General features: G+C 69.9%; 26 protein-coding genes. 13 read left to right on the plus strand and 13 right to left on the minus strand.

Annotated elements, in window-relative coordinates; all coding sequences use genetic code 11:
- Positions 1-120 precede the first annotated feature (120 nt).
- From Adu01nite_RS43015 to Adu01nite_RS43025, 3 genes are read right to left on the minus strand one after another with little or no spacing between them, the layout of a single operon-like run.
- Positions 121-396, minus strand: coding sequence for a hypothetical protein (locus Adu01nite_RS43015; RefSeq protein ID WP_203735159.1), 276 nt, complete (start codon positions 394-396; stop codon positions 121-123).
- Complete coding sequence (locus tag Adu01nite_RS43020; protein ID WP_203735160.1) at positions 393-947, minus strand: hypothetical protein; 555 nt, start codon at positions 945-947, stop codon at positions 393-395. Before Adu01nite_RS43020 ends, Adu01nite_RS43015 begins: the two co-directional genes overlap by 4 nt.
- Positions 948-979: 32 nt before the next feature.
- Complete coding sequence (locus Adu01nite_RS43025) at positions 980-2,275, minus strand: MFS transporter (RefSeq protein ID WP_203735193.1); 1,296 nt, start codon at positions 2,273-2,275, stop codon at positions 980-982.
- Between the two features lie 74 nt (positions 2,276-2,349).
- On the opposite strand from Adu01nite_RS43025, the gene Adu01nite_RS43030 reads away from it, so the two are divergent.
- Entirely contained in the window at positions 2,350-2,991 is a 642-nt protein-coding gene (locus Adu01nite_RS43030; RefSeq protein ID WP_239133154.1) for a TetR/AcrR family transcriptional regulator, read from the plus strand.
- On the opposite strand, the gene Adu01nite_RS43035 is transcribed toward Adu01nite_RS43030, so the two are convergent.
- The 6 genes from Adu01nite_RS43035 to Adu01nite_RS43060 form a co-directional block, all read right to left on the minus strand.
- Complete coding sequence (locus Adu01nite_RS43035) at positions 2,988-5,696, minus strand: exo-rhamnogalacturonan lyase family protein (RefSeq protein ID WP_203735162.1); 2,709 nt, start codon at positions 5,694-5,696, stop codon at positions 2,988-2,990. The two genes, Adu01nite_RS43030 and Adu01nite_RS43035, sit on opposite strands and share 4 nt — an antisense overlap.
- A 27-nt stretch (positions 5,697-5,723) precedes the next feature.
- Positions 5,724-6,599 carry a carbohydrate ABC transporter permease gene (locus Adu01nite_RS43040; RefSeq protein WP_203735163.1) on the minus strand — a complete coding sequence of 292 codons (876 nt, stop codon included), beginning with the start codon at positions 6,597-6,599 and terminating at the stop codon, positions 5,724-5,726.
- Entirely contained in the window at positions 6,599-7,564 is a 966-nt protein-coding gene (locus Adu01nite_RS43045) for an ABC transporter permease (protein WP_203735164.1), read from the minus strand. The genes Adu01nite_RS43040 and Adu01nite_RS43045 overlap by 1 nt, the downstream gene beginning before the upstream one ends.
- Positions 7,565-7,566: 2 nt before the next feature.
- Complete coding sequence (locus tag Adu01nite_RS43050) at positions 7,567-9,093, minus strand: extracellular solute-binding protein (RefSeq protein ID WP_203735165.1); 1,527 nt, start codon at positions 9,091-9,093, stop codon at positions 7,567-7,569.
- Positions 9,090-9,686, minus strand: coding sequence for a YesL family protein (locus tag Adu01nite_RS43055; RefSeq protein WP_203735166.1), 597 nt, complete (start codon positions 9,684-9,686; stop codon positions 9,090-9,092). The genes Adu01nite_RS43050 and Adu01nite_RS43055 overlap by 4 nt, the downstream gene beginning before the upstream one ends.
- Positions 9,687-9,791: 105 nt before the next feature.
- Entirely contained in the window at positions 9,792-10,421 is a 630-nt protein-coding gene (locus Adu01nite_RS43060; RefSeq protein ID WP_203735167.1) for a DUF1961 family protein, read from the minus strand.
- A gap of 37 nt (positions 10,422-10,458) precedes the next feature.
- Between Adu01nite_RS43060 and Adu01nite_RS43065 the strand changes: the two genes are divergently transcribed.
- Positions 10,459-11,361: an alpha/beta hydrolase fold domain-containing protein gene (locus Adu01nite_RS43065; protein ID WP_203735168.1), complete on the plus strand. Its 903-nt coding sequence runs from the start codon at positions 10,459-10,461 to the stop codon at positions 11,359-11,361.
- Between the two features lie 5 nt (positions 11,362-11,366).
- Here the strand turns inward: Adu01nite_RS43065 and Adu01nite_RS43070 are convergent, their stop codons facing one another.
- From Adu01nite_RS43070 to Adu01nite_RS43080, 3 genes are read right to left on the minus strand one after another with little or no spacing between them, the layout of a single operon-like run.
- Positions 11,367-11,744, minus strand: coding sequence for a RidA family protein (locus Adu01nite_RS43070; RefSeq protein ID WP_203735169.1), 378 nt, complete (start codon positions 11,742-11,744; stop codon positions 11,367-11,369).
- Position 11,745: 1 nt separating this feature from the next.
- Entirely contained in the window at positions 11,746-12,966 is a 1,221-nt protein-coding gene (locus tag Adu01nite_RS43075) for an amidohydrolase family protein (protein ID WP_203735170.1), read from the minus strand.
- Positions 12,963-14,270: a MarR family transcriptional regulator gene (locus Adu01nite_RS43080; protein WP_203735171.1), complete on the minus strand. Its 1,308-nt coding sequence runs from the start codon at positions 14,268-14,270 to the stop codon at positions 12,963-12,965. Before Adu01nite_RS43080 ends, Adu01nite_RS43075 begins: the two co-directional genes overlap by 4 nt.
- A gap of 69 nt (positions 14,271-14,339) precedes the next feature.
- On the opposite strand from Adu01nite_RS43080, the gene Adu01nite_RS43085 reads away from it, so the two are divergent.
- From Adu01nite_RS43085 to Adu01nite_RS43105, 5 genes are all read left to right on the plus strand, one after another.
- Positions 14,340-15,911 (plus strand): beta-N-acetylhexosaminidase, encoded by a 1,572-nt coding sequence (locus Adu01nite_RS43085; RefSeq protein ID WP_203735172.1) that lies wholly within the window; start codon positions 14,340-14,342, stop codon positions 15,909-15,911.
- Positions 15,912-15,921: 10 nt separating this feature from the next.
- Positions 15,922-16,746: an alpha/beta fold hydrolase gene (locus Adu01nite_RS43090; RefSeq protein WP_203735173.1), complete on the plus strand. Its 825-nt coding sequence runs from the start codon at positions 15,922-15,924 to the stop codon at positions 16,744-16,746.
- 11 nt (positions 16,747-16,757) lie between these two features.
- Positions 16,758-17,210 carry an NUDIX domain-containing protein gene (locus Adu01nite_RS43095; RefSeq protein WP_203735174.1) on the plus strand — a complete coding sequence of 151 codons (453 nt, stop codon included), beginning with the start codon at positions 16,758-16,760 and terminating at the stop codon, positions 17,208-17,210.
- Between the two features lie 63 nt (positions 17,211-17,273).
- A complete protein-coding gene (locus Adu01nite_RS43100) occupies positions 17,274-18,110 on the plus strand; it encodes a RelA/SpoT-related domain-containing protein (protein ID WP_203735175.1) in 837 nt (278 codons plus the stop codon).
- The gene (locus Adu01nite_RS43105) at positions 18,107-18,355 is read left to right on the plus strand and encodes a hypothetical protein (protein WP_203735176.1); all 249 of its coding nucleotides are present in this window, start codon (positions 18,107-18,109) and stop codon (positions 18,353-18,355) included. The genes Adu01nite_RS43100 and Adu01nite_RS43105 overlap by 4 nt, the downstream gene beginning before the upstream one ends.
- On the opposite strand, the gene Adu01nite_RS43110 is transcribed toward Adu01nite_RS43105, so the two are convergent.
- Positions 18,352-18,957, minus strand: coding sequence for a TetR/AcrR family transcriptional regulator C-terminal domain-containing protein (locus tag Adu01nite_RS43110; RefSeq protein ID WP_203735177.1), 606 nt, complete (start codon positions 18,955-18,957; stop codon positions 18,352-18,354). The genes Adu01nite_RS43105 and Adu01nite_RS43110 overlap by 4 nt on opposite strands.
- 63 nt (positions 18,958-19,020) lie before the next feature.
- On the opposite strand from Adu01nite_RS43110, the gene Adu01nite_RS43115 reads away from it, so the two are divergent.
- From Adu01nite_RS43115 to Adu01nite_RS43140, 6 genes are all read left to right on the plus strand, one after another.
- Complete coding sequence (locus Adu01nite_RS43115) at positions 19,021-19,962, plus strand: quinone oxidoreductase family protein (protein ID WP_203735178.1); 942 nt, start codon at positions 19,021-19,023, stop codon at positions 19,960-19,962.
- A 13-nt stretch (positions 19,963-19,975) separates the two neighbouring features.
- Positions 19,976-20,359: a hemerythrin domain-containing protein gene (locus Adu01nite_RS43120; protein ID WP_203735179.1), complete on the plus strand. Its 384-nt coding sequence runs from the start codon at positions 19,976-19,978 to the stop codon at positions 20,357-20,359.
- A 2-nt stretch (positions 20,360-20,361) separates the two neighbouring features.
- Entirely contained in the window at positions 20,362-21,549 is a 1,188-nt protein-coding gene (locus tag Adu01nite_RS43125; protein WP_203735180.1) for an alanine racemase, read from the plus strand.
- 32 nt (positions 21,550-21,581) lie between these two features.
- Positions 21,582-22,094 carry a GNAT family N-acetyltransferase gene (locus tag Adu01nite_RS43130; RefSeq protein WP_203735181.1) on the plus strand — a complete coding sequence of 171 codons (513 nt, stop codon included), beginning with the start codon at positions 21,582-21,584 and terminating at the stop codon, positions 22,092-22,094.
- Between the two features lie 14 nt (positions 22,095-22,108).
- Entirely contained in the window at positions 22,109-22,882 is a 774-nt protein-coding gene (locus Adu01nite_RS43135; protein WP_239133155.1) for a 2-phosphosulfolactate phosphatase, read from the plus strand.
- Between the two features lie 136 nt (positions 22,883-23,018).
- Positions 23,019-24,494 carry an MFS transporter gene (locus tag Adu01nite_RS43140; protein ID WP_203735182.1) on the plus strand — a complete coding sequence of 492 codons (1,476 nt, stop codon included), beginning with the start codon at positions 23,019-23,021 and terminating at the stop codon, positions 24,492-24,494.
- The last annotated feature ends 40 nt before the right edge of the window (positions 24,495-24,534 follow it).

Below are 24,534 nucleotides of genomic sequence, written 5' to 3' on the forward strand. Positions count from 1 at the left end.
GGGCCTCCCCGTCGCCCACCTCAACGCCGCACACGAGCCGCAAGGTGTCTTTCGGATTGATCTCCAGTGCTGACTTGAACGAACCGTCGTAGTCCCGCGCCGGCGTCGCCTCGTCTGACGCTACATCGACTGACATGCCTGCCTCCTTATCGATGAGCACTCAACCGAGCGCAGTTGCTCCAGCGGCACGCGCAACACGACCGACTCCAGGTGCTGTTCGTAGTCGGTGGCCACCAGCTTGTGGGCGAGTTCCGTCAGATCATCGAGAGGCCCATAGCAGCGCTTCAGCAGCAGGGACATGGTCGCCACGCGTGCTCCTTCGCGGCCCTCTTCGCGGCTGCGGCGGGCGATGTCCTGGCCCACTGTGGTTTGTGGCAGTACATCTTCGATGCTCATGCCGAGCGCAGTTTCTCTAGTGGGACGCGGTCGGCGATCAGCGTGAGGTGCTGTAGGCGGTTGGCTGCTGTGGCCAGGCGGCGGGCCAGGTCGGGCAGGTCGGGGAGCGGGCCGTAGGCGTGCTCCAAGGCGATCGTCATGAACTCGATGCAGCCCTCGCGGTAGCTCTCCTGGTAGGCCTCCTCGCGACTTCGGCGGGCGATTTCGCGGCCCGCCTCGGTCTGTTCCAGCACCTCGCTCATGCCCCGGCGGGCCAGTGCGTCGACGAACTGGATCGCGACCGGCTCGGGGTCGGCTCCGCCCAGCTCGATCACGACCACCAGGTCGTCCGGGCCGGCGAAGGCCTCGATCAGGCCCGCGATCCGGTCCCGCCGATCCGATGGCTTCTCCGCCTCCTTCTGGGCCCCGGCCGGATCCACGCCGAGGAGGACCTGCAACGCGTCCCGCGGGTGTCTCTCCAGTAGCGACATCACCAGGGCGGCATAGCCCGGCGGCCGGTCGCCTTGCTGCGCATCTATTGGCATCGCTCGTTCCCCTTCGTCGATGAGCACGCCTAGATGCTACATGCCTACTTGCTTAACGACTATTTGCTGTCTGTCGGCTGGACGACTGATTCCGCGGGCTCGGTGGAGGTGGCCGGGGCGGTTCGGGGGAGGACGGTTATCGCGATGGCTACTGCGGCCAGCAGTAAGGCGGCGCCCAGGGACATGCCCAGGGCGTAGCCGCTGGTTACCGCCGATGGAGTCGGGATCGGGCCGGTGTGGTGCTGGGCGGCGGTGCCCAGGGCGGCCAAGCCCAGGGACGCGCCTATCTGGCGGGAGCTGTTCAGCAGGGCTGACGCCGCGCCGGACTCCTGTGGCGGGGCGCCTGCCGTCGCCATCGATACGACCGGGCCCAGGCAGAAGCCGAAACCGATGCCGGTCACGATCGACGGGGCCAGGATGTCGGTCAGGAACGAGCCGTCGGCGCTTATCCGGCCGAACCACGCGAAGCCGGCCGCGGTCAGCAGGCCGCCGCCGATCAGCAAGGTGCGGGGTGGCAGGCGGTAGCCGAGTTTGACGGCCAGGACGCTGCCGATGCCGATGCCCACCGCGAACGGCAGGAACATGGTGCCGGCCCGGGCCGGTTCGATGCCGAGGATGCGCTGCAGGTAGAGGGACGCGAAGTAGAACGATGCCGCCATGGCCGCGCCCAGCAGCAGGTTGTAGGTGTTCGCGCCGGCCACCGCGCGGTTGGCGAGCAAGCCGGGGCGGATCAGCGGCTCGCGGGTGGTGCGGCGCTCGACCAGGACGAACACGGTCAGCACCGCGACCGCGGCGGCGAGCGTCGTCAAGGTTGTCGTCGACGTCCAGGGGTGGCGGTCGGTGCGGACGATGCCGAACACCAGCAGGCTCATGCCGCCGGTGGCGAGGACCGCGCCGAGCACGTCCGGCCTCGCGGTGGGGGTCAGTGGGCGGTCGGCGACGATGCCGTACCAGGTCATGGCCAGGGCGACGGCGGCCATCGGGACGCTGATGAACATCACCCAGCGCCAGCTCGCGTACTGGGTCAGGACGCCGCCGATCAGGACGCCGAGGGCGCCGCCGGCGGCGTTCGTCGCGGCCCAGACGCCGAAGGCCCGGACCCGTGCGCGGCCGGTGGGGAACGTCGCGGTGAGCATGGCCAGTGCGGCCGGGCCGAGGGCGGCGGCGCCGACGCCCTGGGCGGCTCGGGCGGCGACCAGCTGGCCGGGGCTCTGGGCGAAGCCGCCGGCCAGTGAGGCCAGGCCGAACAGGGTGAGGCCGAACAGCAGGACCCGCTTGCAGCCGTAGCGGTCGGCGGCCTTGCCGCCGAGCAGGAGCAGGCCGCCGAGGTGAGGGCGTAGGCATGGATCACCCAGGTCAGGCCGAGCGGGCTGAAGCCCAGGCCGGTGGCCAGGTGCCTCGACCCGATGTAAGAACCGGCCGGCCGCCGGTGACCTCGCGTGCGCAGATCCTTGCCGCGGCTCGCCGGCTGATCGATCAGGACGGCTGGGAGAAGCTGACCGTGCGGCGGCTGGCCGGCGAGCTCGGCATCGGCACCACCACGCTCTACCACCACCTGCGGGACAAGGAGGATCTGCTGCTCCTGGTGCTCAACGAGTACATCGGGCAGATCCCGATGCCGGAGCTGCCGGCCGAGCCGCGGGAGCGCATCGTGGTGGCCGCGGTCGCGATGCGCGATGCCCTCGCCGGATGGCCGTGGGCCACCGAGGTGCTGATCACCGACGGCTTCCTCGGCCTGCTGAGCGGGACGGCCGTGCGGATCGTGGACACCATCATCGCCGCCGCCATCGCGAGTGGATGCCCGCCCGAGCAGGCCGTGCACGTGTTCCGCAACATCTGGTATTTCACCGTCGGCGAGATCCTGGTCCGGGTCCGGTCCCGCACCCGGGGGCTGCCGGGGGACATGGATTTCGCCGGCTTCGACCCGGAGCTGGTCCCGACCCTGGCCGCGGTCGGCGAGCGGTGGCCGACGCTGTCCGCTCAGGACACCTATGCGCAGGGCGTACGCGCGCTGGTGGAAGGGCAGTTGCCGCCCCGGCCGGAAACCGGGGCGACTCCCGTACCGTTTTAGAAGGTTTTGATCTTGTCGCCGACCAGCGCGAGATTCTGGATCGCGGCCAGGCCGTAGAGAGCCGTGGTGTTGGTGGAGACCCACTTGGCCGCGTCGGTCGGGGTCAGCGTGGAGGTCACCCGCTCGCTCTTCCACGGCAGCGTCGCCGCGTAGCCGTCGCCGGTGTAGAAGTCGCGCCACGCCCGGGTGGCCAGGGCCTCGCTGGCCAGGCGGACGGCGGCGTAGGCAGTGAGGCGGGCGTGGCCCTGGCGCAGGATCAGGTTGCCGAAGGCCGCGCCGCACTCGGCGGTCTGCTCGGCGGCGGTCGCGTTGAACAGGCGGCAGTACTGCAACCAGGCCGCCTCGAAGGCCGGCATGTCGACCAGGTCGATCACCTCGGCGCAGATCTCCACCTGGCCGAACATGGCACTCAGGTGCGAGACGCTGACGGTCTTGGCGGTCACCGGGGCGAAGCGGCCGGTATCCAGGTCGTAGAGGCCGGAACCGGTGACGAAGCCGTTCGGCATCGCGCCGATCGTCTCCATCGTGCCGAGCAGTTTCGACTTGGCGAGGTCCGCCTTCGGGCCCTTGCGCTCCCACTCGGTCAGCCACGCGGCGGCCAATCCGCTCCAGTCGGTCCCGAGGCCGATGGACAGGGCGTGCCGGTCGGGGGTGTACGGCTCGGTGCGGATCTTGCGGATCGGGTCGAGGGCCAGGAACGTGGTGTCCGAGTCGACCAGCTCGGACAGTAGGTCCCCGGTCCGCTCGTCGGCCGTCAGGTAGTAGTAGATCCGCCGGTAGACCGCGGTGCTGATGCGCTGCTGCTTGGCGCTGTCCGCCCAGTGCTGTACGCCGTGCCTCGTCCCCAGGCCCGCCCACTTGCCCAGGTGGTAGACGTCGGCCTCGCCGGTGTGCCGGGTCATCGCCTCGGCGAACCGGTAGATGTCGGCGCGACCGGACCGCAGGAACGCGTACCAGAGCCACAGGTCGGGGGAGAGCTCCGAGTTGTCCCAGGCGTAGCCGCCGACGTCGTACCGCCAGACCAGCCGGTCCTCGTCGAACGTGTGCATGATGTCGCCGTGGTCCCAGAAGCCGTACCAGTGCCGCTGGTCGACCTGCTTGCGGTAGAAGTCGAAGAGGAAGTCCAGGTGGTCCTCGATCACCGCCTTGTCCGGGTGGGACCGGTCGACCGGCGCGAACAGGCCGCCGAAGACCCGGGTCGCGACCAGGTGGCCGACCGGGTTGATCAGCTGCGGGGGTGTGCGGACCTGGTCGGCCATCGCGCCCAGCCGGTCGGCCGTCGGGGTGGCGGCCAGGGCCCAGAGGGTGAGCTCGTTGGTGCGGGCGATGCCGTACGGCGTACCGAAGCCGGGCTCGTAGTCCTCGTACGTGATGTTCAGGCCCTCGAGCTGCTTCGGGTAGGTGTCCTGGCCCATCCCGTCGTGGTAGAAGCGCATGTCCATCGCCCCGGCCTCGGGCGACCACAGCCACACGGTGACCTCGGCCTCCTCGGTGTGCGCGCGGCGGATGTCGAGCTGCGCCGGGTGCCGCTGCCAGAAGTCCTTGAGGCCGACCGCGAAACCGCCGGTCACCCCGCCCACATAGGCCAGACCGGACGCGTGGTTGCCCTGGTCGACGGAGATCCAGCCGTACCCCTGCTTGGTCCGCTTGCGCAGGGCGAAACCGTTGGCCGACAACTGGGTCAGCGTGTAGTCGCCCCACTGCGGGATGTACTGCAGGCGGGTGGTGACGCGCTGGTCCCAGGTACTGGGGTCGGGCAGCTTGGTGCCGGCGATCTGCGCCGCGCGGACCACCGCCCCCGGGTCCCGCCGCAGGCCGGTGATGCCCTGCACCGCCTCGCTGAGCAGACCGTGGCCGTCGCCGACGAACCGCACGTGCCGGTCGTAGGCCGCGTCGCGCATGGCTACCTTGAACCGGACCCCGAGGCCGGCGATGTAGTCCTTGGAGCCGTCCCGGTCGTAGATGAACGTGTGCATCAGGCGGATGCTCTCCGCCCCGGCGAAGAAGACGAGCCGGACCGTGAACGGAAGCCAGGAGCCGTGCTTGCCCTCGATCCGGACCACCGCGCGGACCGGTCCGGACTGCTCGACCACGACGCTGCGGATCGTGCTCTCGCTGCGGTCCCGGCGGGCCGGCCTCTCCTCGTCCTCCTCGATCCGGTCCTGGCGCAGGCTGACCAGCACGCCCTGCCGGGCGGTGAGCACATCGCCGCGCCAGAGGTGGCTGATCAGCTCCCGGCCGCCGCGCGGGATGCGAGCCTTGATCACGCCGGTGTCGACCTCGACATACTTCGGGTGTTTTGTCACAGAGACCGGAACGGCCGGCGCGGTCGAGGTCCCGGCCGTCAGCGTGTAGCCGTCAGCGGGCGAAGACGGCGCGATGGCGTGCCCGCTCCACTTCAGCGTGCCGTCCGGCCAGTAGGCGAGCGGCCAGGTCTGCATCGGCACGGCACTGCCGTCCGGCCCGGCGAGCTGGAACGTCTGGTCACCGGGGACGGCGCCCTTGGGCCAGGGCGTGCCCCAGGTCGAGGTGGCCGCGGCGCCGGGCTGTCCTTCGAGCCAGGTGAGGTGGACGTCGGGGGTCGGGGCAACAGCCCGGCCGGCGGCGGAAGCGGGGCCGGAGGTAAAGGGAAGACCAGGGATGAGGGACGAGAGAGGAGTGGCGGCCAGGCCGGCGAGGACGCGGCGGCGGGCGATCGGCTCCACGGTGGAGACCTCCAGGTTGGGGGTGGGCTATTCCTTCACGGACCCGATCAGGACGCCCTTCGCGAAGTGCTTCTGCAGGAAGGGGTAGACCAGCAGGATCGGCAGCGTCGCGATCACGATGATCGCGAACTTCAGCCCCTGCTCGGGGAAGAGCGTGGAGTCCAGCGCTTGCAGCGCGTTCGCCGAGTCCGCGTTGGGCGCGGTGAGCTGGCGGACGAGCACCTGGAGCGTCCACTTCTGGTTGTCGTTGATGTAGAGCAGCGGCGACATGTAGTCGTTCCAGATGCCGACCGCGTAGAACAGCGAGAACGTCGCGATGATCGGCTTGGACAGCGGCAGCACGATCCGGCGGAAGACGCCGATCTCGGTGCAGCCGTCGATCCGCGCCGCCTCCTCCAGGGCCTCGGGCAGCTGCTGGAAGAACGTCTTCACGATGATCAGATAGAACGGGTTGATGGCCAGCGGCAGGATCAGAGCCCAGTAGCTGTCGAGCAGCCCGAGGTTGCGCACCACCAGGTAGGTGGGGATCATCCCGCCGCTGAACACGAGCGTGAAGATCACCAGATTGAGGACCAGGGCGCGCCCGGGCAGCTGCCGCTTGGCCAGCGGGTACGCCATGGTCAGGGTCAGTCCGACCTGGACGGCGGTGCCGACCAGGGTGACGCAGATCGTGATGAGTAGCGCCCGCACGAAGACGCCGGTGCCGAAGATGTAGTCGTACGTGTCGGTGACGATCTTGTGCGGCCACAGGAAGAACGGCCGCGCGGCGATCTCGCCCTCCGAGGCGAACGACCCGGCCGCCACATACAGCAGCGGTAACAGCGTGATGGCGGCCAAACCGAAGAGCACGATCGCATTGAGTACGTCGAAAGCCCGCCCCGCCGGCGAGTTGTCCTTCACCATCAGAACAGCCCCCGCTCGCCGAGCCGCTTCGACAGCAGGTTCGAGCCGTAGATGAGCAGCACCCCGACCACGCCCTTGAACAGCCCGACCGCGGTGGAATAGCTGTACGAGCCCTGGGTGATGCCGATGTAGTAGACGTAGGTGTCGAAGACGTCGGCCACCGATCGGTTGAGCGACGTGGTCATCAGCCAGATCTGCTCGAAGCCGGAGTCGAGCAGATGCCCGGTGGTCAGGATCGCCATCACCACGATCGCGGGCCGGATGCCGGGCAGCGTGATGTGCCAGAACTGCCGCCACCGGCCGGCGCCGTCGACCCGGGCCGCCTCGTACAGCTGGGTGTCCACCCCGGCCAGCGCGGCCAGGTAGATGATCGTGCCCCAGCCGGTCTGCTTCCACAGCAGCTGGAGGACGACGACCGGGCGGAACCATTCCTCCTGGGCGACGTAGTCGGCGCGCGGCCCGCCGACGATGTCGTTGATCCAGCCGGCGATGACCCCGAAGTCCGCCGAGAACAGCAGGTAGGTCACCGACGCCACGATCGTCCAGGACAGGAAGTGCGGGATGTAGATGATCGATTGGATCGACCGCCGCACGACCTGGCGGCGCATCTCGTTGAGCATCAGCGCCACGACGATCGGGGCCGGGAAGACGAACAGCACGGTGAGCAGGGCCAGCAGCCCGGTGTTGAACATCAGGCGGCCGAAGTCGGGCCCGGCGAACAGCTCCTCGAAGTGCTTGAGCCCGACCCACGGGCTGTCCTGATAGCCCAGGAACGGCAGGTAATCCTGGAACGCGATGCTCAGGCCGTACATCGGCCAGTAGCGGAAGATCAGGAAGTACGCGACGCCGGGCAGCAGCATCACGTACAGCCAGCCGTGTTTCAGGAGGCGGTAGCTCTTGGGCCGGACCGCCGGCGGCGTCTCGGCCGCCGGCGTCACGGGTGGAAGGTCCAGGTCGGTGGCCACGGTTACTTGCCGAGTTTCGCCACGAGCTCGTTGGTCTCCTCGGCGATCTTCGTGCCGCCCTCGGCGTACCAGCGCTTGATCTCGGCCCGCAGCTGCTCCTCGGTGATGTCGCCGGACAGGTACTTGATCCGGGCGTCCGGGATGATCAGGTCGAGCGTCTTGCCCTGCCGGATGTAGTAGTCCGAGACGACGCCGAGCGCCGGGTTGTGCACGGCGGTCTTGAGGTCCTCGGTCGCCAGCTCTGCACGCTGCACGAGCAGCTGGCGGGAGGGCTCGTCGGCGGGCTTCGGCGGGTAGGCGCTGAGACCGATGCTGGCCCGGGTGCCGAGCTGGATGAACGCCTTCTCGACGTCGTTGTTGATCGTCTTGATCTGCGGGTTGTCCTCGTCGAGCGGCACGGCGTACTGGTCCTCGAGCTTGAAGTTCCGTCCCTCGATCCCGTTGGTGAGCAGGACCGTGCCCTCCTTGGTCTGCAGCTTGTCGAGCACCTGGAGGATCTGGTCGAGCTGTTCCTCGGTCTTCACCTTCTGCCGGGGAATCGCGACGATGCCGTTGTAACCGGGGAAGGGGGCGGAGAACTTCTGGCCGTCGGACCGGGCGAGGTTGCCGGCCAGGGCGACCTTGTCGAAGCTCTTCGGGTCCTGCTCCTTGAACAGCTTGACCAGGTCGGCGGAGCGGACGTTGACGTCGATGATGATGCCGCCACGGCCCTGCACGAACGGCTTGTTCCAGTTGGCGCTGTCCAGGGTGGCGAAGTCGGGGTTGACCCAGCCCTGATCGACCCAGTTCTTGAGCCACTTGTTGGCGGTGATGAACTCCTCGGTGTCGAAGCCGGGAACGAGTTTGCCGCCCCGCTCGCCCCATCCGTTGGGGGCCCCGAACCAGGTCTCGATCACGTCGTACGGGCTGGAGCTGGCGTAGTTGCCGGGCCACTTCGGAACGATCAGCCCGTACGTGTCCTTCTTGCCGTTGCCGTCCGGGTCCCGCTCGGTGAACGCCTTGGCGATCGCCTGCAGGTCGTCGACCGTCTTCGGCATCGGCAGACCGAGCTTCGCCAGCCAGTCCTTACGGATCGTGATGGCCGAGCGCAGCAGTGGGCGTACCCGATAAATGCCGTAGACCTTGCCGTTGACCGTGGCGTTCTTCCCGGTCGTCGGGTCGGCCGGCTTGAGGTTCGGATACTTGTCGAGCTTGCCGGTCAGATCCCAGAACGCCCCGGCCTGCGCGGCCTGGACGAACGCGGCCTGCTTGTCGCCCTGGATGACCATGACCTGCGGCATGTTGTTGGAGGCGAGCGTGACGTTGGTCTTCTCGTTGTAGTCGGCGTTCGGGACCCAGGTGATCTGCAGTTTCTTGCCGAGCAGCTTCTGCACTGCCTGCTGCAGCTCGCCGTTCGGGTCGGGCGCGGTGCCGAACAGCGGTGCCATCACGCTGATGGTGTCGCTGGACTGCTCGCCCGAGTCGTCACCGCAGGCGGCGACGGTGGTGAGCGTCATCGTTACCGCCAGTATCGCGGCCAGCTTCTTCATGTGAGCCCCTTCGCGTTTCGGAGCGCCTCGTTCTCGGCGAAGAGGCGCAGGCAGAGCCAGGTGTCCAGCTGGATCCATCCGCCGACGGCCACCAGCAGCAGGACGGGGAACGCGGAGACCACGTAGCCGATTGCGATCGCGGTGAGCAGCAGCAGTGCGGAAGCCGGTATGCGGAGCAGGGCGAACAGCGAGGCCTTGGGGAGAAGAGCCGGCGTCCGGAGGTCGTAGTGCACGGCCATCGGCAGCAGATATGCCGCGATCACGGCCAAGGCGGCCAGTGCGGCCAGCGTCGTGACCCGGGCCGGGCCGGCCGCGAGCCATTGATAGTTGGTGAGGAGCAGGACGGCGGCGCCGGCGAGCGGGAGCACGATCGCGGAGCCGCGGCCGAACTCGCGCTGCCAGGCACGGGCGAAGGCCGGCCAGGCGGGGAAGGTCTCGCCGGCGGTGTGCCGGCGAGCAAGGGTGTACGCGGCGAGGGTCGCCGGGCCGAGCCCGAGAACCACGCCGCCGGCCAGGGTGAAGACCGTCCACAGCAGAGTGAGCTTGACCGCCCAGAACAACTCGTCGGCAGCCTCGTAGAACCGCATAACCATCACAAGCCCCCTGCCGTTGTGACGGGCGGGTTAACAGGTATCGAGGAACGTAACTTTGAATCGTCTCAAAGTCAACGCTCCGGAAACCCCTTTCCAGCAGGTAGATCAGCTGGCGGTGACCTGCAGGTTTGCGTACTCTCCGATCATCGGTGCCATCTGCCGGAAGCCGATCCGGCCGCCGGGCAGCGGCTCCGGATCGGTCCATCGGAACGACGGCAGGCCCGCGACCTCGAACGATGTCACTCCACGATGGATGGTCAGGCGCATTTGATAGGGCCCCTCGGCGTCCAGCACCGCCGGGAGCGGGTCGGGGCCCTGAGCCACCAGGTGGAAGCCGTAGCTCTTGCGCAGATTGCACGTGTGCAATCGCCGCTCCGACGGCCACATCCGGCGGAAATACGAGACGTGGTAGGCGTTCAGGTCGCCGTGGTGATATTGCTCGTACGGGCCGGTCCGCGGCGCGAGGTCGAAGATGCTCTCGCCGTTGCGGCCCCGCGCGTGGAAGAAGAGGATCGCCAGCCCCGGTTCCCGGATCGGCCAGAAGTCCCAGGTCACGGTGATGTCCGGGCCGAAGTCGGCGGGGCACCACAGCACGATGTTGGCGTCCTGACCGTCCTCCGGCGGCCGTAGGCTCTCCAGTCGGAGCCGCCCGCGCGGGAATGACACGGCGCCGTCGCCCTCCATCCGGAAGTCGGCGATGTCGGCCGCGGAGCCCAGGCGGTTGTGGTAAAGCATTGACCGGACTCTATACGTTTCAACCCGCGGGGGGATCATGCCGCTCGAGACCTTTCACGCCGACCGGTTGGCCGCGCGGGAGCGCTTCAGCCTCGGCACCGGCCCCGAACCGGCCGCGCCGCAGTGCCCGCCGCTACCGGCCGGGGTGACCACCGGCGAGGTCACCATCGACGGCCCGCACGGCCCGATCCGGCTGCTCACCTACCGTCCGGCCGGCCCGGCGGAGGTCGCGCTGCTCTGGGCGCACGGCGGCGGCTTCCGGCACGGCACGGCGGAGATGCCCGAGGGCCACTGGGTGAGCGCCGAGCTGTGCGCGCGGGCCGGCGCGTTCGTGGTGTCGGTGGACTACCGGCTGGCGGTCGACGGCGTGCGCTATCCGGTGCCGCTCGACGACGTGCATGCGGCCTGGTCGTGGTTCTCCGCCTCTTCTGATCGGCCGGCGCGGGCGGCGATCGGCGGGGCCAGCGCCGGAGCGGCACTGGCCCTGGCCACCGCGGTGCGGGCCGGCCGGAAGCCGGACGCGCTGCTGCTGGCCTATCCGTTCACGCACTTCCCGAATCCGGCCGCGGATGCGGAGCTGGCGGCGGAGCTGTCCGAAGCGCTGCCGCCGGCCGCCCGGTTCACCGCGGCCGGGGTCGAGGACATGGTGCGCAACTACGTCGGCCGAATCAGCGACCTTCCGCCGGACGCGCTGCCCGGCGCTGCCCGGCTGACCGGTCTGCCGCCGGCCCGGATCCTGCTGTCCGAGTACGACGACCTGCGTACGTCGGGCGAGCTGCTGGCCCGGCAGCTGACCGAGGCCGGCGTCGAGACCACCACCTACCTCGCGAAGGGCGCGCCGCACGGCCACCTGAACCAGCCGGCCGACCTGCCCGGCACCACCGGTTCACTGGACTATTTCGCGGCGGCCCTCCGCGAGCTGGCCGGCCAGTCGATGTAAAAGGGTCAGCCGACGTAGAGGATGGCGTCGATCTCGATGTCGAAGCCTTCCAGCGGGACCGGCAACGTCGTACGGACCGGAAGGTTGTCGCCCTTGATGTACTGCGCGTAGATCTCGTTGAACTCGGCGAAATCGCCGAAGTCGCGCAGGTAGACGCCGACCCGGACGGCCTGGTCGAGGCTGGCGCCGGCCGCCTCGGCCACCGCCGCCAGGTTGCGGAAGGCGGCGTGCGCCTGCTCGGCGAAGCTGCCCTTCACCCAGCTGCCGTCGGGCAGCGCCGGCACGGCACCGGCCAGGTAGATGGTGTCGCCGGCGACGACGGCGTGCGAGTAGGGGCCGCCGGCCGGGGCCGCCTTGTCGGTGACGATCGCGCGCTTGGGCATGTCATTCACTCCTGTTTTCTCGCGGGAACTGGTCGGCAAGGCCGTCCCTGTCGACCAGCGGCTGGCTGAGCAGAGCGCGAAGGTCACGCTCGCGGCGGCTCAACGCGGCACGCTGCGCGCCGGTGAGCGGAATCCAGGGCGCCGGCGGTTCGCTCACCCGCGGCGGCAGTTTCTGTCCTTGGTGGTACGTGGCCACGTTCACCAGGCGCATCGGGGCGGTGCGCGCCTGCAGATGTGCGTCGAACACCTCGAACTCGCCCCGCTGCACCTCGAAGACGGCCAGGTCGGCCGGCGCCCCGACGTCGAGGGTGCCGCCGTCGAGCCCGAGCGCCCGGGCCGGCCGCACGGTGACCGCGTCGATCACCTCGGCCAGCGGCAGCCCGGCGGCGAGGATCTTCGCCATCGTGGCCGGCAGGTCGAAGGCCGGCCCGTGCACCGACCGGGCGTGCAGGTCGGTGGAGATCGTGTGCGGCCGCAACCCGAGGTCGAGCTGCCGTTCGAGGGTGTCGAACGCGAACCCGCCCGACCCGTGCCCCAGGTCGAACAGCACCCCGCGCTCGCCGGCCGCGACCGCCTCCGGCCCCACCGGCGCGGCGAGGCCGCTGGCGCAATGCGTGACGATGTCGCCCGGCCGCAGCAGGTCGAGCACCTCGCCGACGGCCGGCGGAGCGGCGCCGACGTGCACCATGACCGGCACGCCGCAGGCTTCCCCGACGGTCAGGGCGCGGCGCAGCGGCTCGACGCCGTTGTCGCCGACGGTCTCCCGGTCGATCCGGACCTTGATCCCGAAGATCCGGTCCCGGTGCCGCTGCACCGTGTCGATGGCCAGCGCGACGTCGCAGTTGTCCAGGTCGCGGCTCTCCCCGGTGCGCCCGGCGAGCCCGACCGCCGAGATGTTGAGCAGTGCCGCGACCCGGACCCCGAAGCTCGTTCGCAGCAGACCGTCCAGTGTGTACGCCCCCGCGGTGCCGGCGTCCACCCAGGTGGTGACGCCGGTACGCCAGGCGATCGGCTCGGGTTCGATGCCCCAGTAGCCGGGTCCGACATGCGTGTGCAGATCGATCAGCCCGGGCGTCACGAGCAGCCCGCGCACATCCACGACCGTCCCGGCCGCTCCGTGCGGGAGGTCCTTACCGGTGGCCGCGATCCGCCCGCCGCGGATCGCGACGTCGAACGGCTCACCGCCGGCGAGCAGCAGGTCCCACGCCGTCGACGGGTTCATTCGGCGGCCTCCAGGGCGCTCGTGATGGCCAGCCGGTAGAGCCGGGCCGGGCGGCCCTTGCGGGTCACCTGGGTGCTGCCACCCTCGATGACCAGGCCGGCGTCGGTCAGCTTGCGGATCAGCCGGCGGCCGCTCGGGTCGGTGATGCCCAGTGCCCGGGCCAGCTCGCCCGGCGAGAGCAGCCGGCCGCCGAGCCCGCGTTCGACCGCGGCCAGCCGGGACAGCGTCGCCGGGCTCAACCCGGCCCGGCCGGCCAGGTCTTCCAGGCCGCCGTGCTCGCGGTGCGTCCACATCAGCGGCGGGGGTGCGCCGGCCGCGCCGATCGGCCCGATCGTCACGCCGTCGTCGGTGAACAGGTAGGCCACCGAACCCTGCTCCTGCTCGGCCCGGGCCGCCGCCTGCTCGGCCAGTTCCACGCTCTGCCGGGCCGACGCGCCGATCCCGAACCCGGCCACCACCCGCACCCCCAGCTGGTCGCGGGCCTCGGCCAGCACCGGCAGCCCGATCCACTGCCGGGTGGCCGCCTCGAACAGCGACGCCGGCGCGAACGCCAGCAACGCCCGGTGGCCGCGCTGGTCGATCCAGGCATCGGCGAACTCCGGCGTGTGCAGCAGCAGGTGCTGCAGCCCGACCCGGGCGCGGTCGCTGCCGATCGCGACCGGCACCTCCGAGCTGCCCGGCGGGCCGAGCACGAACAGGCCGGTGGCGAACCGCTGCCGCTCGCGGGCGCGCAGCACCAGCTCGTGCAGCCCGGCCCGGATCGTCTCCGGGGTCGAGGCCGCGTGCAGCACGTTCGTCTCGCGGCCGAGCGCGGCGGCGACCGCGGTCCGGCCGGTGATCAGGTAACTCGCGCCGGTCTTGGCCAGCCACCGCCGGTGGAAGGCGACGATCTCGTCGATCGGGCGGGCCGGGTCGAACGGCATCGCGGCGATCGCCGACCGGTCGAGGCCGAGCGCGTCGGCCACCTCATCGACGATCTCCTGGTCGAACGTGTCGATCGAGACCGGCGTCGCGGGCCATCCGTTGCCGCCGGCCTTCGCCCAGGCCAGGGCCAGATCGAGAGCGGCCGAGCGGACGACGGCCACCGGCAGGGCGGGCGGGAGCAGGTCACGGCTATGTGCGTACGGCAATAGGCCCAGCAACAGGCCGTCGAGTCGCGTGTCCCGCAGCAACCCGCCGACCAGCTCGCGGATCTCCTCGTCGTGCTGGTAGACCGCCCAGACCAGCTCGACCCCGTCGACGGTGAGTGCGGCATCGGCGAAGCGCTGTCGATGCACCGCGTGCACCACCAGGCCGATCACCATGCGCCGCTCCGTTGACACCCGTCGCCGATCAACGAACTATATGCGAACCTGGTTCGTTTCGGAGGTCCCGTGGTACCCGATCCAGCCGCTGCCCATTTCGGCGACGGAAGCTTTCCCCTCGGGCCGGACACCAACCTTGCCGTGGGGGAGGGCCTCGGCGGCGTCGCCGCCTGGCTGCGCGGCGCGCTGCGCCTTGCCCTTCCGGCCGGGAGCGACGGATTGCGGTTGGCGGTTGATTCCGCTTTACCGCTTGAGGGGTACGTCTTGAAGGTCGCGGCCGAGGGAATCCTGATCACCGGCGGGTCCCCGGCCGGGGTCTTCTACGGTGCGCAGACGCTGCGGCAGTTGCTTCCGCCGTCGGCGCTGCGCCGGGCCGGCGGTGAGTCGTGGGCGTTACCGTATGCCGACATTTCGGACGCGCCGCGGTTCGGGTGGCGGGGCGTCATGCTCGACGTCGCGCGGCACTTCATGTCGGTCGCGGACGTGTTGCGCTTCATCGACCTGGCGGCGTTCCACAAACTCAACGTGCTGCACCTGCACCTCACCGACGACCAGGGCTGGCGGATCGAGGTGCCCGGGTGGCCGCGGCTCACCTCGGTCGCGGCGTGGCGGCCGGCGACGATGCTCGGGTCGCGCGTGCACGGACGGTATGACGAGCGTCCGCACGGAGGGTTCTATACCGCCGATGACCTGCGGGAGATCGTGGCGTACGCGGCGGAACGCTGGGTGACCGTGGTGCCCGAGGTGGACATGCCCGGGCACATGCAGGCGGCGATCGCTGCCTATCCGGCGCTCGGCAACGGGTTTGCCGGCGGGGTTAGGACCGGTTGGGGGATATCGACCCATGTGCTGAACCTGTCGGACGAGTCGCTGTCGTTCTGCCAGGACGTGCTGTCGTTCGTGTGCTCGATCTTCCCGTCGCCGCTGATCGGGATCGGTGGCGACGAGTGCCCGGCGGACGAATGGGCTTCCAGTCCGGTGGTCGCTCGCGAAGGGTTACGCGGCCCCGCCGAACTGCAGGGATGGTTCACCGGCCGGATGGCTGGCTACCTGGCTGGCCTCGGGCGCCAGGTTTTCGGCTGGGACGAGTTGCTGGCATTCGGCGTACCCAAAAAAGCGGTGATCGCCGCCTGGCGTGGCGTGCCCCCGGCCGTGACCGCCGCAAAAGCCGGCGTGCCTGTGGTTTCCTGTCCTGATATTTCGTGTTACCTGGACTACCGGCAGTCGGATGACCCCGGCGAACCCACCCCGGTGGGAACGTTGCTTTCCCTCGCCGACGTCTATGGCTTCGACCCTGTTCCGGCTGAGTTGTCGGCGTCCGAAGCGGCGTTCGTGCTCGGTGGGCAGGCCAACGTCTGGACCGAGCACATGGAATCGGCGCGGCGGGTCGACTACATGACGTATCCGCGGTTGTGCGCCTTCGCCGAGACGGTCTGGTCCGGGGCTTCGCGTGACTTCGCGGATTTTCGCCGGCGGCTGGACGCGCACCTGCCGCGGCTGGACGCGCTCGGCGTCAACTACCGTCCCATGTCCGGGCCGCGCCCGTGGGACGCGCGCCCGGATGCCCCCGGCCATCCGCGGACCCTCGCCGATCGCCTGGCCGAGTTGCACGGGATGACGGCCGACCTGCGCCGCGCCTAGGATCTCCACAGTGGAAACCTTTCCGTCGTACGACGGCACCCAGCTGGCCTTTCATCGCGTCGGGGCCGGGTCGCCCCTGATCTGTCTTCCGGGCGGTGCGATGCGGGCCTCCGCCTACCTCGGCACGCTCGGTGGTCTCGCCGCCGATCACGAGCTGTTGCTGCTCGACCTGCGTGGCACCGGATCGTCGTCGGCGCCATCCGACCCGGACACCTATCGGGCCGACCGCCAGGCCGCCGACGTCGAAGCTCTGCGCGTCCACCTGGGCCTCGACGGGATCGCGCTGGCCGGGCACTCGGCCGGCGCCGCAGTCGCCACCCACTACGCGGCCGCCCACCCCGACCGGCTCACCCACCTGGTCCTGATCAACCCCAGCCCACGGGTGGTCGGCCTGGAGATCTCCGACGCCGACCGGCAGCAGGTCATGGAGCAGCGCCGCGACGAGCCGTGGTTCCCGGAGGCGTTCGCCGCGCTGCAGCGCCTGTGGGCCGGCGAGGCCACCGAGGCGGACTGGGACGCGATCGCCCCGTTCAACTACGGCACGTGGGACGCCGACGCGCGGGCCGATGTCGCCCTTCCCCGAAACGTGGAGGCGGGCGCGGTCTACTACGCCGCCGACCCGCTGGACGCCTCGGCCCTCGCGGCGGTGAAGGCCCCGGTCCTGCTGATCACCGGCGAGTACGACCCGCAGATCCCACCGCACCGGGCCCCCGACTACGCGGCCCTGTTCCCGAACGCCACCGTCGCGGTGGCCGCCGGCGCCGCCCATTCGACCTTCGTGGACGATCCGGCGTGGTTCCGCGCGACCGTGGCCGACTTCCTCCGCTCTCGGTAATCTGGACGGTTATGACCCCTTTGCACCCCGTGGACGTGTTTCTCGTGCTGACCAGGGGCGACGAGATCCTGCTGGCGTTGCGCTCCGGCACCGGCTACGCCGACGGCCTGTGGAACCTGCCCTCCGGCAAGCTGGAACACGAGGAGGACGCCCGAACCGCGATGATCCGCGAGGCCCACGAGGAGATCGGCCTGCACCTGGTTGTCGAGGAGGTGCACCTGGCCTCGACGATCCACCACCGCAACCCGACCGGCACGACGCGGGTCGGCCTGGTCTTCACCACCGCTCACGACCCGGCCACCCACGGCATCCCGCTGAACGCCGAGCCACACAAGTGTGCCGGCATAGCGTGGTTCCGGCTGGATGAGCTGCCACCGGACACGGATCGGTACAGCGTGGCGTGCGTCCAGGCATTCCGGGACAACGTGCCGTTCGCACTGAGCGGCTTCACGGAGACGCCGTAGCGAGATTTCCCGTGGGGTTGACCCACGCGCAGGGTGTCATGCGACAACTAGTACCTTGCTCCCATGCCGATCCTGCCGATCAGCAAGACGAAACTCGACAAGCTGGGCGATCGCCTCCGCGACAGCACCGACCCGGATCCCGCCGACCTCGATCTGCTCAACCAGGTCTTGCGGGCCTATCAGGGAGCGCTGCTTGTCGTTCTCGACCGCCTGCGCCTGCTTGGTTTCGTCCCCGTCCAGCGTCTCAAGACGACCGGAACCATCATCGACAAGCTGCGGCGTGACCGGGTCTGCAGCCTCAAAACAATTCACGACCTGGCGGGCGCCCGTGTCGTCCTTACGGGTGACCTTGACGCGCAGGATGCGTTGGTCGAGAGTTTCTGCGCCTCCAGCCCGCCGGGCGAACCGCCGCCGGTCAGGATTGACCGGCGCGTGGATCCCCGAGCGGGATACCGGGCAGTTCACGTTGTGGTCCGAGTGGATGGCATCCCCGTCGAAGTGCAATTCCGCACGAAGCTGCAGCACGACTGGGCGCAGCTCTTCGAGCGGCTGGCCGACATGTGGGGTCGTCAGGTTCGCTACGGCGGTGCATTGGCCGCTGACCCGCGCCCCGGGATGATCGACGCGAAGAACGAGATCATCGTCCTGATGTTCGATCATGGCGCCAAGGTGGCGAAGTACGAGGAGCTTTGCTGTTCCGATGCCATCAAGCGGATGGAGGCGGAGGCGGCCCGGCTGAAGTTCGATTCCGCCGAGCCCGATGACAACGTTTCGCCTGATCGCCTGGCGGTACGCTCTAATTATCTGGCATATCGCGCGGCGCGGGACGAAGCTGAGAGCCAGTTCGACGAACGTCTGGCGGAGTTGACCCTACGCATCGAGTCGTTGGAGGCACGGTGAGGTACTTTTTGCTCGTCTTCGATCGGGTGCGCGGTGCACTGCTCGCTGAGCAGGAATACGACGATCCGGACAGAGCGCTCACCGCACGGTTCGACATCGAGCGGGCCGGGGCCTGGGAGGGCACTCCGCTGACTCGCGACATCGAGGTTGTCGTGCTCGGCGCCGCGTCCCCGGAGACGCTGCGGAGCACGCACAGTCGGTATTTCATGAGCGCCGTGCAGATCGCCCGCGCCGCCGCCCTCTAGCCGGGGCCTTCGACGATCAAGGTTGCGCACTCGCGGAACAGGTCGTCGGGGGTTCGGCCCGGTTTGAAGTACTCGGTGATGCCGGCTATCACCGTGGGGTGGTTCTGGGTGAAGGCCTCGGCGTCGAAACCCTTCAAGGACTCCTCGTCGGGGCGTGGGGCCTGCTCGGACAAGACGTAGCCGAGCGTGAAGTGCTCCACCGTCAGCACCGTCACCCTCGCCTGGTGCAGCGGTAAGCCCTGCTCCACCAAGGTTCGCATGGCTGTCTCGGAGATGGCGGCCTGGTTCAGCGACAGGTGGGCCGCGGACACCACGCGGGCGCCGTCGGGGTGGGCCAGCATCGCCTTGCGTAGGCGCTCCGCCAAGGCGATCAACCAGTCCTGCCAGCGCTCGCCCGGCGACAGCGGGACCGTCGGCAGCGGGGTCAGGATCTGCTCGGCGATCGCCGTGATCAACGCCGCCTTGTTCGGCAGGTGCCAATACAGCGTTGGCGCCTGCACGCCCAGGCGCGCGGCGAGTTTGCGCAGCGTGACGTTTTCCAGGCCCTCGGCGTCGAGCAGGGCTACCGCCTCGTCGACTATTCGCCTCCGGTCCAGGGTCACATCGTCGGACTCTATCAGTGTTAGAGTCCCCTAACGGTGTTAGGGAGATAGGGAGGAACGGCGATGAAGGCTGCGGTTCTGCACGAACGCGACGGGGTGCCGCGCTATGCGGACTTCCCGGATCCGGTGGCCGGCGACGGCGAGGTGATCGTCGAGGTGCTTGCGGTCGCGGTGGAGAACGTCGACCGGGAAGTCGCGGCCGGGCGGCACTACGCGGGGCACGCGATGATGCCGGAGCTGCCGGCGATTCCCTGCTTCGACGGCATCGGGCGGCTGCCCGACGGCCGGGTGGTCGGCTTCGGCAACCCGCGCGCCCCCTATGGCGCCCTCGCCGAGCGCACCGTGGTGGCCGAAGGTGCTTACGGCCCGATCCCGGATGGCATCGACCCGGCGATCGGCACCGTCCTGGCGACCGCGATCACCGGCATGTCGATGAAGACCGCGGGCGGACTCCAGCCCGGCGAGACCGTCCTGATCCAAGGCGCCACCGGCGTTGCCGGACGGCTCGCGGTGCGGATCGCGCGGCTGCTCGGGGCCGGCCGGGTGATTGCCAGCGGTCGGGATGACGCGCGTCTTCGGGCGCTCGGCGCCGACGCGATCATCAACACCGCCGTCAGCGACGAGGAGCTTGCCACGGCGTACGCAAATGAGCGGAGCGATGTTGTTCTTGATTTTCTCTGGGGTCGTCCGACCGAGATTCTGCTGAAAAGCCTTATTCCGAGCGGGTTCTCGTTCGCCCCGCCGACCCGGCTCGTTCAGGTCGGCGAGTCGGCCGGGGTCGATCTCACGCTGCCCGCCTCGGCGCTGCGCACCTCCGGAGTGGAGATCTTCGGTGCGGCGCGCGGGCTGAGCGGCGGTGGCATGGCCGAGGTGTATGGGCAGGTCATCGCGTGGACGCTGGCCGGTGAGCTGACCTTTGACCTGGAGCGGGTCCCGCTCAGCGACATCGAGAGCGCCTGGCAGCGGACCGACCTGCACGGGCGCCGGCTGGTCGTGGAGCCGTAATCTCGACGGCAACATGGACGAATTCGACCGATTGACCGCGTACGGAACTCAGCTGATCCTCACCCACGCCCGCCTTCGCGACATGCTCGAAGATCTCCGCGACGGCGTCTACCCGGGCGATGAGCTCGCCACCCACTGCCTCGCCTTCTGCGACGCCCTCACCGAGCACCACACCGACGAGGACGACAACGTCTTTCCGGTGCTCGCCGCGCGCCACCCGGAGCTGCGTGCGTTTCTCGCCCAGCTCCGCCAGGACCACGCGATCATCTCCGGCCTGGTGCGTGGCGTGCGGCAGGATGATCCGGAGGCGTTGAGCGCCCTCGCCGCGGTCATGGAGACGCACTTCCGGGGCGAGGAGAAACGCCTGGTCGGAGTGCTGAACGAGATCAGGGGGTAGGCGTGGACGTTCCGGAGCCGACGGTCGACTGGCGCAGCAAGGGGTTCTTCCTGCCGAGCGGGGAGAAATCGGCGAGCGACTATGCCCGGGAGAAGCCGAGCCTGTTCGGGGGCGGGTTCACCTGGCCGGTGCTCACCCTGCGGAAGGCGGCCGCCGAGGCGAACATCGCGACGATGGCCGCCTACTGCGCCCGGCACGACCTCGATTTCGCCCCGCATGCCAAGACCACGATGGCGCCGGGGCTGCTCGCGGCGCAGTTCGCGGCGGGCGCGTGGGGGATGACGGTGGCCACCCCCAACCAGGCGCTGGTGCTGCGGCGGCTGGGCGTCGACCGGATCCAGATCGCCAACGAGGTCCTCGACCCGACCGCCCTGCGCTGGCTGGCGAACGAGGACGCGGAGATCTACTTCCAGGCCGACTCGGTCGCCGGCGTCGAGGTGGCTCGTGGCGTGGGCGGCCGGCTGCGGGTTTTCGCCGAGCTGGGTCACGCGGGAGGCCGCACCGGGGTTCGCACTCTCGATGAGCTGGACGAGGTGGCGCGCGCGATCAACGACGCGGACAACCTGGAGTTCGCGGGCGTCACCGCCTACGAGGGGCAGCTCGCCGATCAGCCGGCCGTGGACGACTTCCTCGACCTGCTCGTCGCCGGGGTTTCCCGGCTGCGGGCCGCGGGCCTGCTGCCGCCGGGGGCGCGGGTGTCGGCGGGCGGCAGCGCGTGGTTCGACCGGGTGGTGGCCCGGCTCGCCGCGCTGCCGCGCGACATCCGCCTGATCCTGCGCAGCGGCGCGTCGGTCACCCACGACGACGGTTTCTATGCGGACCGTACGCCGTTCCGGCGCGTGCCGCAGGAGGGGCCCCTGACCGCGGCCCTGGAGATCTGGGCGCAGGTGCTGTCGGTGCCCGAGCCGGGCCTGGCCATCGCCGGCATGGGCAAGCGGGACGCGCCGTTCGACGAGGGCCTGCCGGTGCCGTGGGAGGTGCGCCGGGGGAGCGCCACGCTGCCGGCCGCCGGGATGTCGGTGACGAAGTTGAACGACCACCACACCTACGTGGTGGCGGACGGTCTGCAGCCCGGCGACCTGATCCGGTTCGGCATCTCGCATCCGTGCACGGCCTTCGACAAGTGGCGCTACCTGCCGGTCGTCGACGAGGAACACCGGGTCGTGGACGTCCTGCAGACCTTCCTCTGATTCTTGTCGTACCCCCGCGGGAGCATGAGCCCATGTCGAACTTCTGGCTGGAGCCATGGGACGAGCGCGGGCGGGCCTTCGAGCGCCGGGCCAACACCGCCGAGATGCAGGCCTATCTCGGCGGCGTCGAGTCCGACGACACGCTGGCGGCGCGCCATCAGCGATACCTCGACCTGATCCGCGACGGGTCCGCCGCGATGTTCCTGATCCTGGTCCCCGACGAGCCCGACCCGGTCGGCTCGGTCGGCTACTGGGCGAAGGAATGGCTCGGGCAGACCGTCTTCGAGCTGGGCTGGAAGGTGCTGCCCAGCGGTCAGGGCCGCGGTCTCGCGGCCGGCGCCACGGTCGAGGCGCTCGGCCGGGCCGCCGCCGAGAAACGACATCGCTGGGCGCACGCCTATCCGCGGGTCGACAACGCGGCCTCCAACGCGGTCTGCCGTAAGGCCGGCTTCGCGCTGCGCGACGAGGTGGATTTCGAGTACCCGAAGGGGAATCCCATCCGCTGCAACGACTGGCGTTTCGACCTGGAAGCCACCGGAAGCTGAGGCAGACTGCATCCGTGACGGTCTATGCGGTGGGCCAGGGTGGTTATCGGGTTCGCTTCGACTGGGGCCCGGTCGGCGCGGATGTGGTGGCTCCGGGGGCCGCGTTCGTCGCGGTGGTCGACGTGCTGTCGTTCACCACGACCCTGACCGTGGCGGTCGAGCAAGGGCTGAGCGTCCTGCCCTACCGATGGCGCGACGACTCGGCCGTCGACGTGGCCCGGCGCCACGGCGCGATGCTCGCGGTGCTGCGCAACCAGACCGGGCCCGGCCAGATCACCCTGTCGCCGGAGAGCATCCTCAACGCGAACCTGCGCGCCGACGGCATCGACCGCCTCGTCCTGCCGTCGCCGAACGGCTCGGCCATCTCGGCCCGGCTCGCCGACGCCGGGGTCACCGTGATCGGGGTGTCGCTGCGCAATGCGGCGGCCGCCGCGGCCTGGGTGCGGGAGCGGGCCGGCGACCGGCCGGTCGGGGTGGTGGCGGCCGGGGAGCGGTGGCCGGACGGTTCGCTGCGGCCCGCGGTGGAGGATCTGTGGGGGGCCGGGGCGTTCCTCGACGGGTTGACCAAGGGGGTGGGGGCGGAGGATTTCTCGCCCGAGGCGGGGACGGCGTTGTGGGCGTACCGCGGCGTGTCGCCAGGCCTGCGCGACGCTCTGGGTGAGTCGGTCAGCGGCCGTGAGCTGCGGGCCTTCGGGTTCTCCGGCGATGTGGCGGTGGCGTCGGCGGTGGGCGCGAGCGACGTGGTGCCGGTGCTGACGGATGGCTGGTTCGTCGATGGCGGTTCTTGATCTGCGTCTGGCTTTTACTGGCGGATCGTGCCGTCGCTGATGGTTTGACGGCGGAAAGTAGCAACTTCTTCTTTCCGGCTGGGTGATCCGGCCTTTGGCAGCCGATCGTAGGGGGCGTCAAGAAAGGACAAACCCCATGCGTAAATGGTGGCCGCTGGTGACCGTGTGTCTCGGCACCTTCATGCTGCTCATCGACGTGACCATCGTGAACGTGGCGCTGCCCCCGATGGCCACCGATCTGAGCACGTCGTTCAGTTCCCTGCAGTGGGTGGTCGACGGCTACGCCCTGTCCCTCGGGGTGCTGCTGCTCGGCGCGGGCGCGCTCAGCGACATGTACGGGCATCGCCGCTTCTACATCGGCGGCCTGATCCTCTTCGCCGCCGCCTCGCTGGCCTGCGGTCTGGCTGCCGACTCGGCCCTGCTGGTCACCGCCCGGGTGATCCAGGGTGCCGGCGCCGCGGCCATGTTCACCACCACGTTCGCCCTGCTCAACAGCTCCTACGCCGGCCGCGAGCGGGGCGTCGCCTACGGCGTGTGGGGTGGCGTCTCCGGCGCCGCCACCGCGATCGGCCCGATCCTGGGCGGCCTGCTCACCGAGGGCTTCAGCTGGCGCTGGATCTTCCTGGTCAACCTGCCGATCTGCGTGGCCGCGGTGGTCATGTGCCTGACCGCGCTGCGCCCGGACGGCGCCCGCAAGCCCGGCAGCTTCGACCTGTGGGGCACGGTCACCTTCACGGTGGCGGCCGGCACCCTCACCTACGCGGTGATCCGCGCCAACGAGGAGGGCTGGGCGTCGATCAGGACCTGGGGCCTGCTGATCGTCGCCGGCCTGGCGCTGGCCGCGTTCGCCCTGATCGAGCGGTTCGGCAAGAACCCGATGTTCGACCTGGCCCTGCTGCGCAACCGCTCGTTCAGCGGCATCCTCACGGCCGGCCTGCTGGTCAACTTCGCCGCGTTCGCGGCCTTCACCTACACGTCGATCTGGCTGCAGTCGGTGGTCGGGCTGTCGCCGCTGCAGGCCGGGCTCACCGGCCTGCCGGTCTCGATCTGCTCGGTGCTGGCCTCCGGCTTCGCCGGTGCCCGCCTGCACGGCCGGTCCCCGCGCCTGATCATCGGCGGCGGCATGCTGCTGATCGGCGTCGGCAGCCTGCTCAGCGGCTTCCTGATCGACGCCGACTCGAGCTGGCCGGCGCTGATGGCCGGGTACGCGGTGGTCGGCCTCGGCGTGGGCCTGGTGATGCCGGCGCTCGCGTCGTCGGCGATGGGCGCGGTCTCGCACGACCGGGGCGGCATGGCGGCCGGCTCGCTGACCACGGCCCGGCAGCTGGGCTACGCGATCGGCATCGCCATCCTGGGCACGGTCTTCGCCTCCCGGGCCGCCGACCAGCTCGGCAGCACGTCAGCCGCGCATGCGGTGGCCGGAGGTCAGGCGGCGCAGCTGGCCGGGGCCTTCCCGGAGCACGCGATCCGGGCCGCGGCGGCCGCCGGACTCGACGCGGGCTTCTACATCGGGGGAGCAGTGGGCCTGCTTGGCGCGCTCGCGGTCTTCATTCTGGTCCGCCCGACCGCCACGTCGGCGGTGACGGAGAAGCAGCCGGCCATGTCCCACTGAAACGACAGCCCGGGTCCACTGCGGACCCGGGCTGTTTCCA

It is taken from the genome of Paractinoplanes durhamensis (assembly GCF_016862175.1).
Lineage (GTDB): Bacteria > Actinomycetota > Actinomycetes > Mycobacteriales > Micromonosporaceae > Actinoplanes > Actinoplanes durhamensis.

Bases quoted from the DNA above. Each gene is read 5' to 3' on its own strand.
- Adu01nite_RS43015 (WP_203735159.1), bottom strand. From the start codon at position 396: ATGAGCATCGAAGATGTACTGCCACAAACCACAGTGGGCCAGGACATC.
- Adu01nite_RS43040 (WP_203735163.1), bottom strand. From the start codon at position 6,599: ATGGTGAAGGACAACTCGCCGGCGGGGCGGGCTTTCGACGTACTCAAT.
- Adu01nite_RS43050 (WP_203735165.1), bottom strand. From the start codon at position 9,093: ATGAAGAAGCTGGCCGCGATACTGGCGGTAACGATGACGCTCACCACC.
- Adu01nite_RS43055 (WP_203735166.1), bottom strand. From the start codon at position 9,686: ATGGTTATGCGGTTCTACGAGGCTGCCGACGAGTTGTTCTGGGCGGTC.
- Adu01nite_RS43060 (WP_203735167.1), bottom strand. From the start codon at position 10,421: ATGCTTTACCACAACCGCCTGGGCTCCGCGGCCGACATCGCCGACTTC.
- Adu01nite_RS43065 (WP_203735168.1), top strand. From the start codon at position 10,459: ATGCCGCTCGAGACCTTTCACGCCGACCGGTTGGCCGCGCGGGAGCGC.
- Adu01nite_RS43070 (WP_203735169.1), bottom strand. From the start codon at position 11,744: ATGCCCAAGCGCGCGATCGTCACCGACAAGGCGGCCCCGGCCGGCGGC.
- Adu01nite_RS43075 (WP_203735170.1), bottom strand. From the start codon at position 12,966: ATGAACCCGTCGACGGCGTGGGACCTGCTGCTCGCCGGCGGTGAGCCG.
- Adu01nite_RS43080 (WP_203735171.1), bottom strand. From the start codon at position 14,270: ATGGTGATCGGCCTGGTGGTGCACGCGGTGCATCGACAGCGCTTCGCC.
- Adu01nite_RS43095 (WP_203735174.1), top strand. From the start codon at position 16,758: ATGACCCCTTTGCACCCCGTGGACGTGTTTCTCGTGCTGACCAGGGGC.
- Adu01nite_RS43100 (WP_203735175.1), top strand. From the start codon at position 17,274: ATGCCGATCCTGCCGATCAGCAAGACGAAACTCGACAAGCTGGGCGAT.
- Adu01nite_RS43115 (WP_203735178.1), top strand. From the start codon at position 19,021: ATGAAGGCTGCGGTTCTGCACGAACGCGACGGGGTGCCGCGCTATGCG.
- Adu01nite_RS43120 (WP_203735179.1), top strand. From the start codon at position 19,976: ATGGACGAATTCGACCGATTGACCGCGTACGGAACTCAGCTGATCCTC.
- Adu01nite_RS43130 (WP_203735181.1), top strand. From the start codon at position 21,582: ATGTCGAACTTCTGGCTGGAGCCATGGGACGAGCGCGGGCGGGCCTTC.
- Adu01nite_RS43140 (WP_203735182.1), top strand. From the start codon at position 23,019: ATGCGTAAATGGTGGCCGCTGGTGACCGTGTGTCTCGGCACCTTCATG.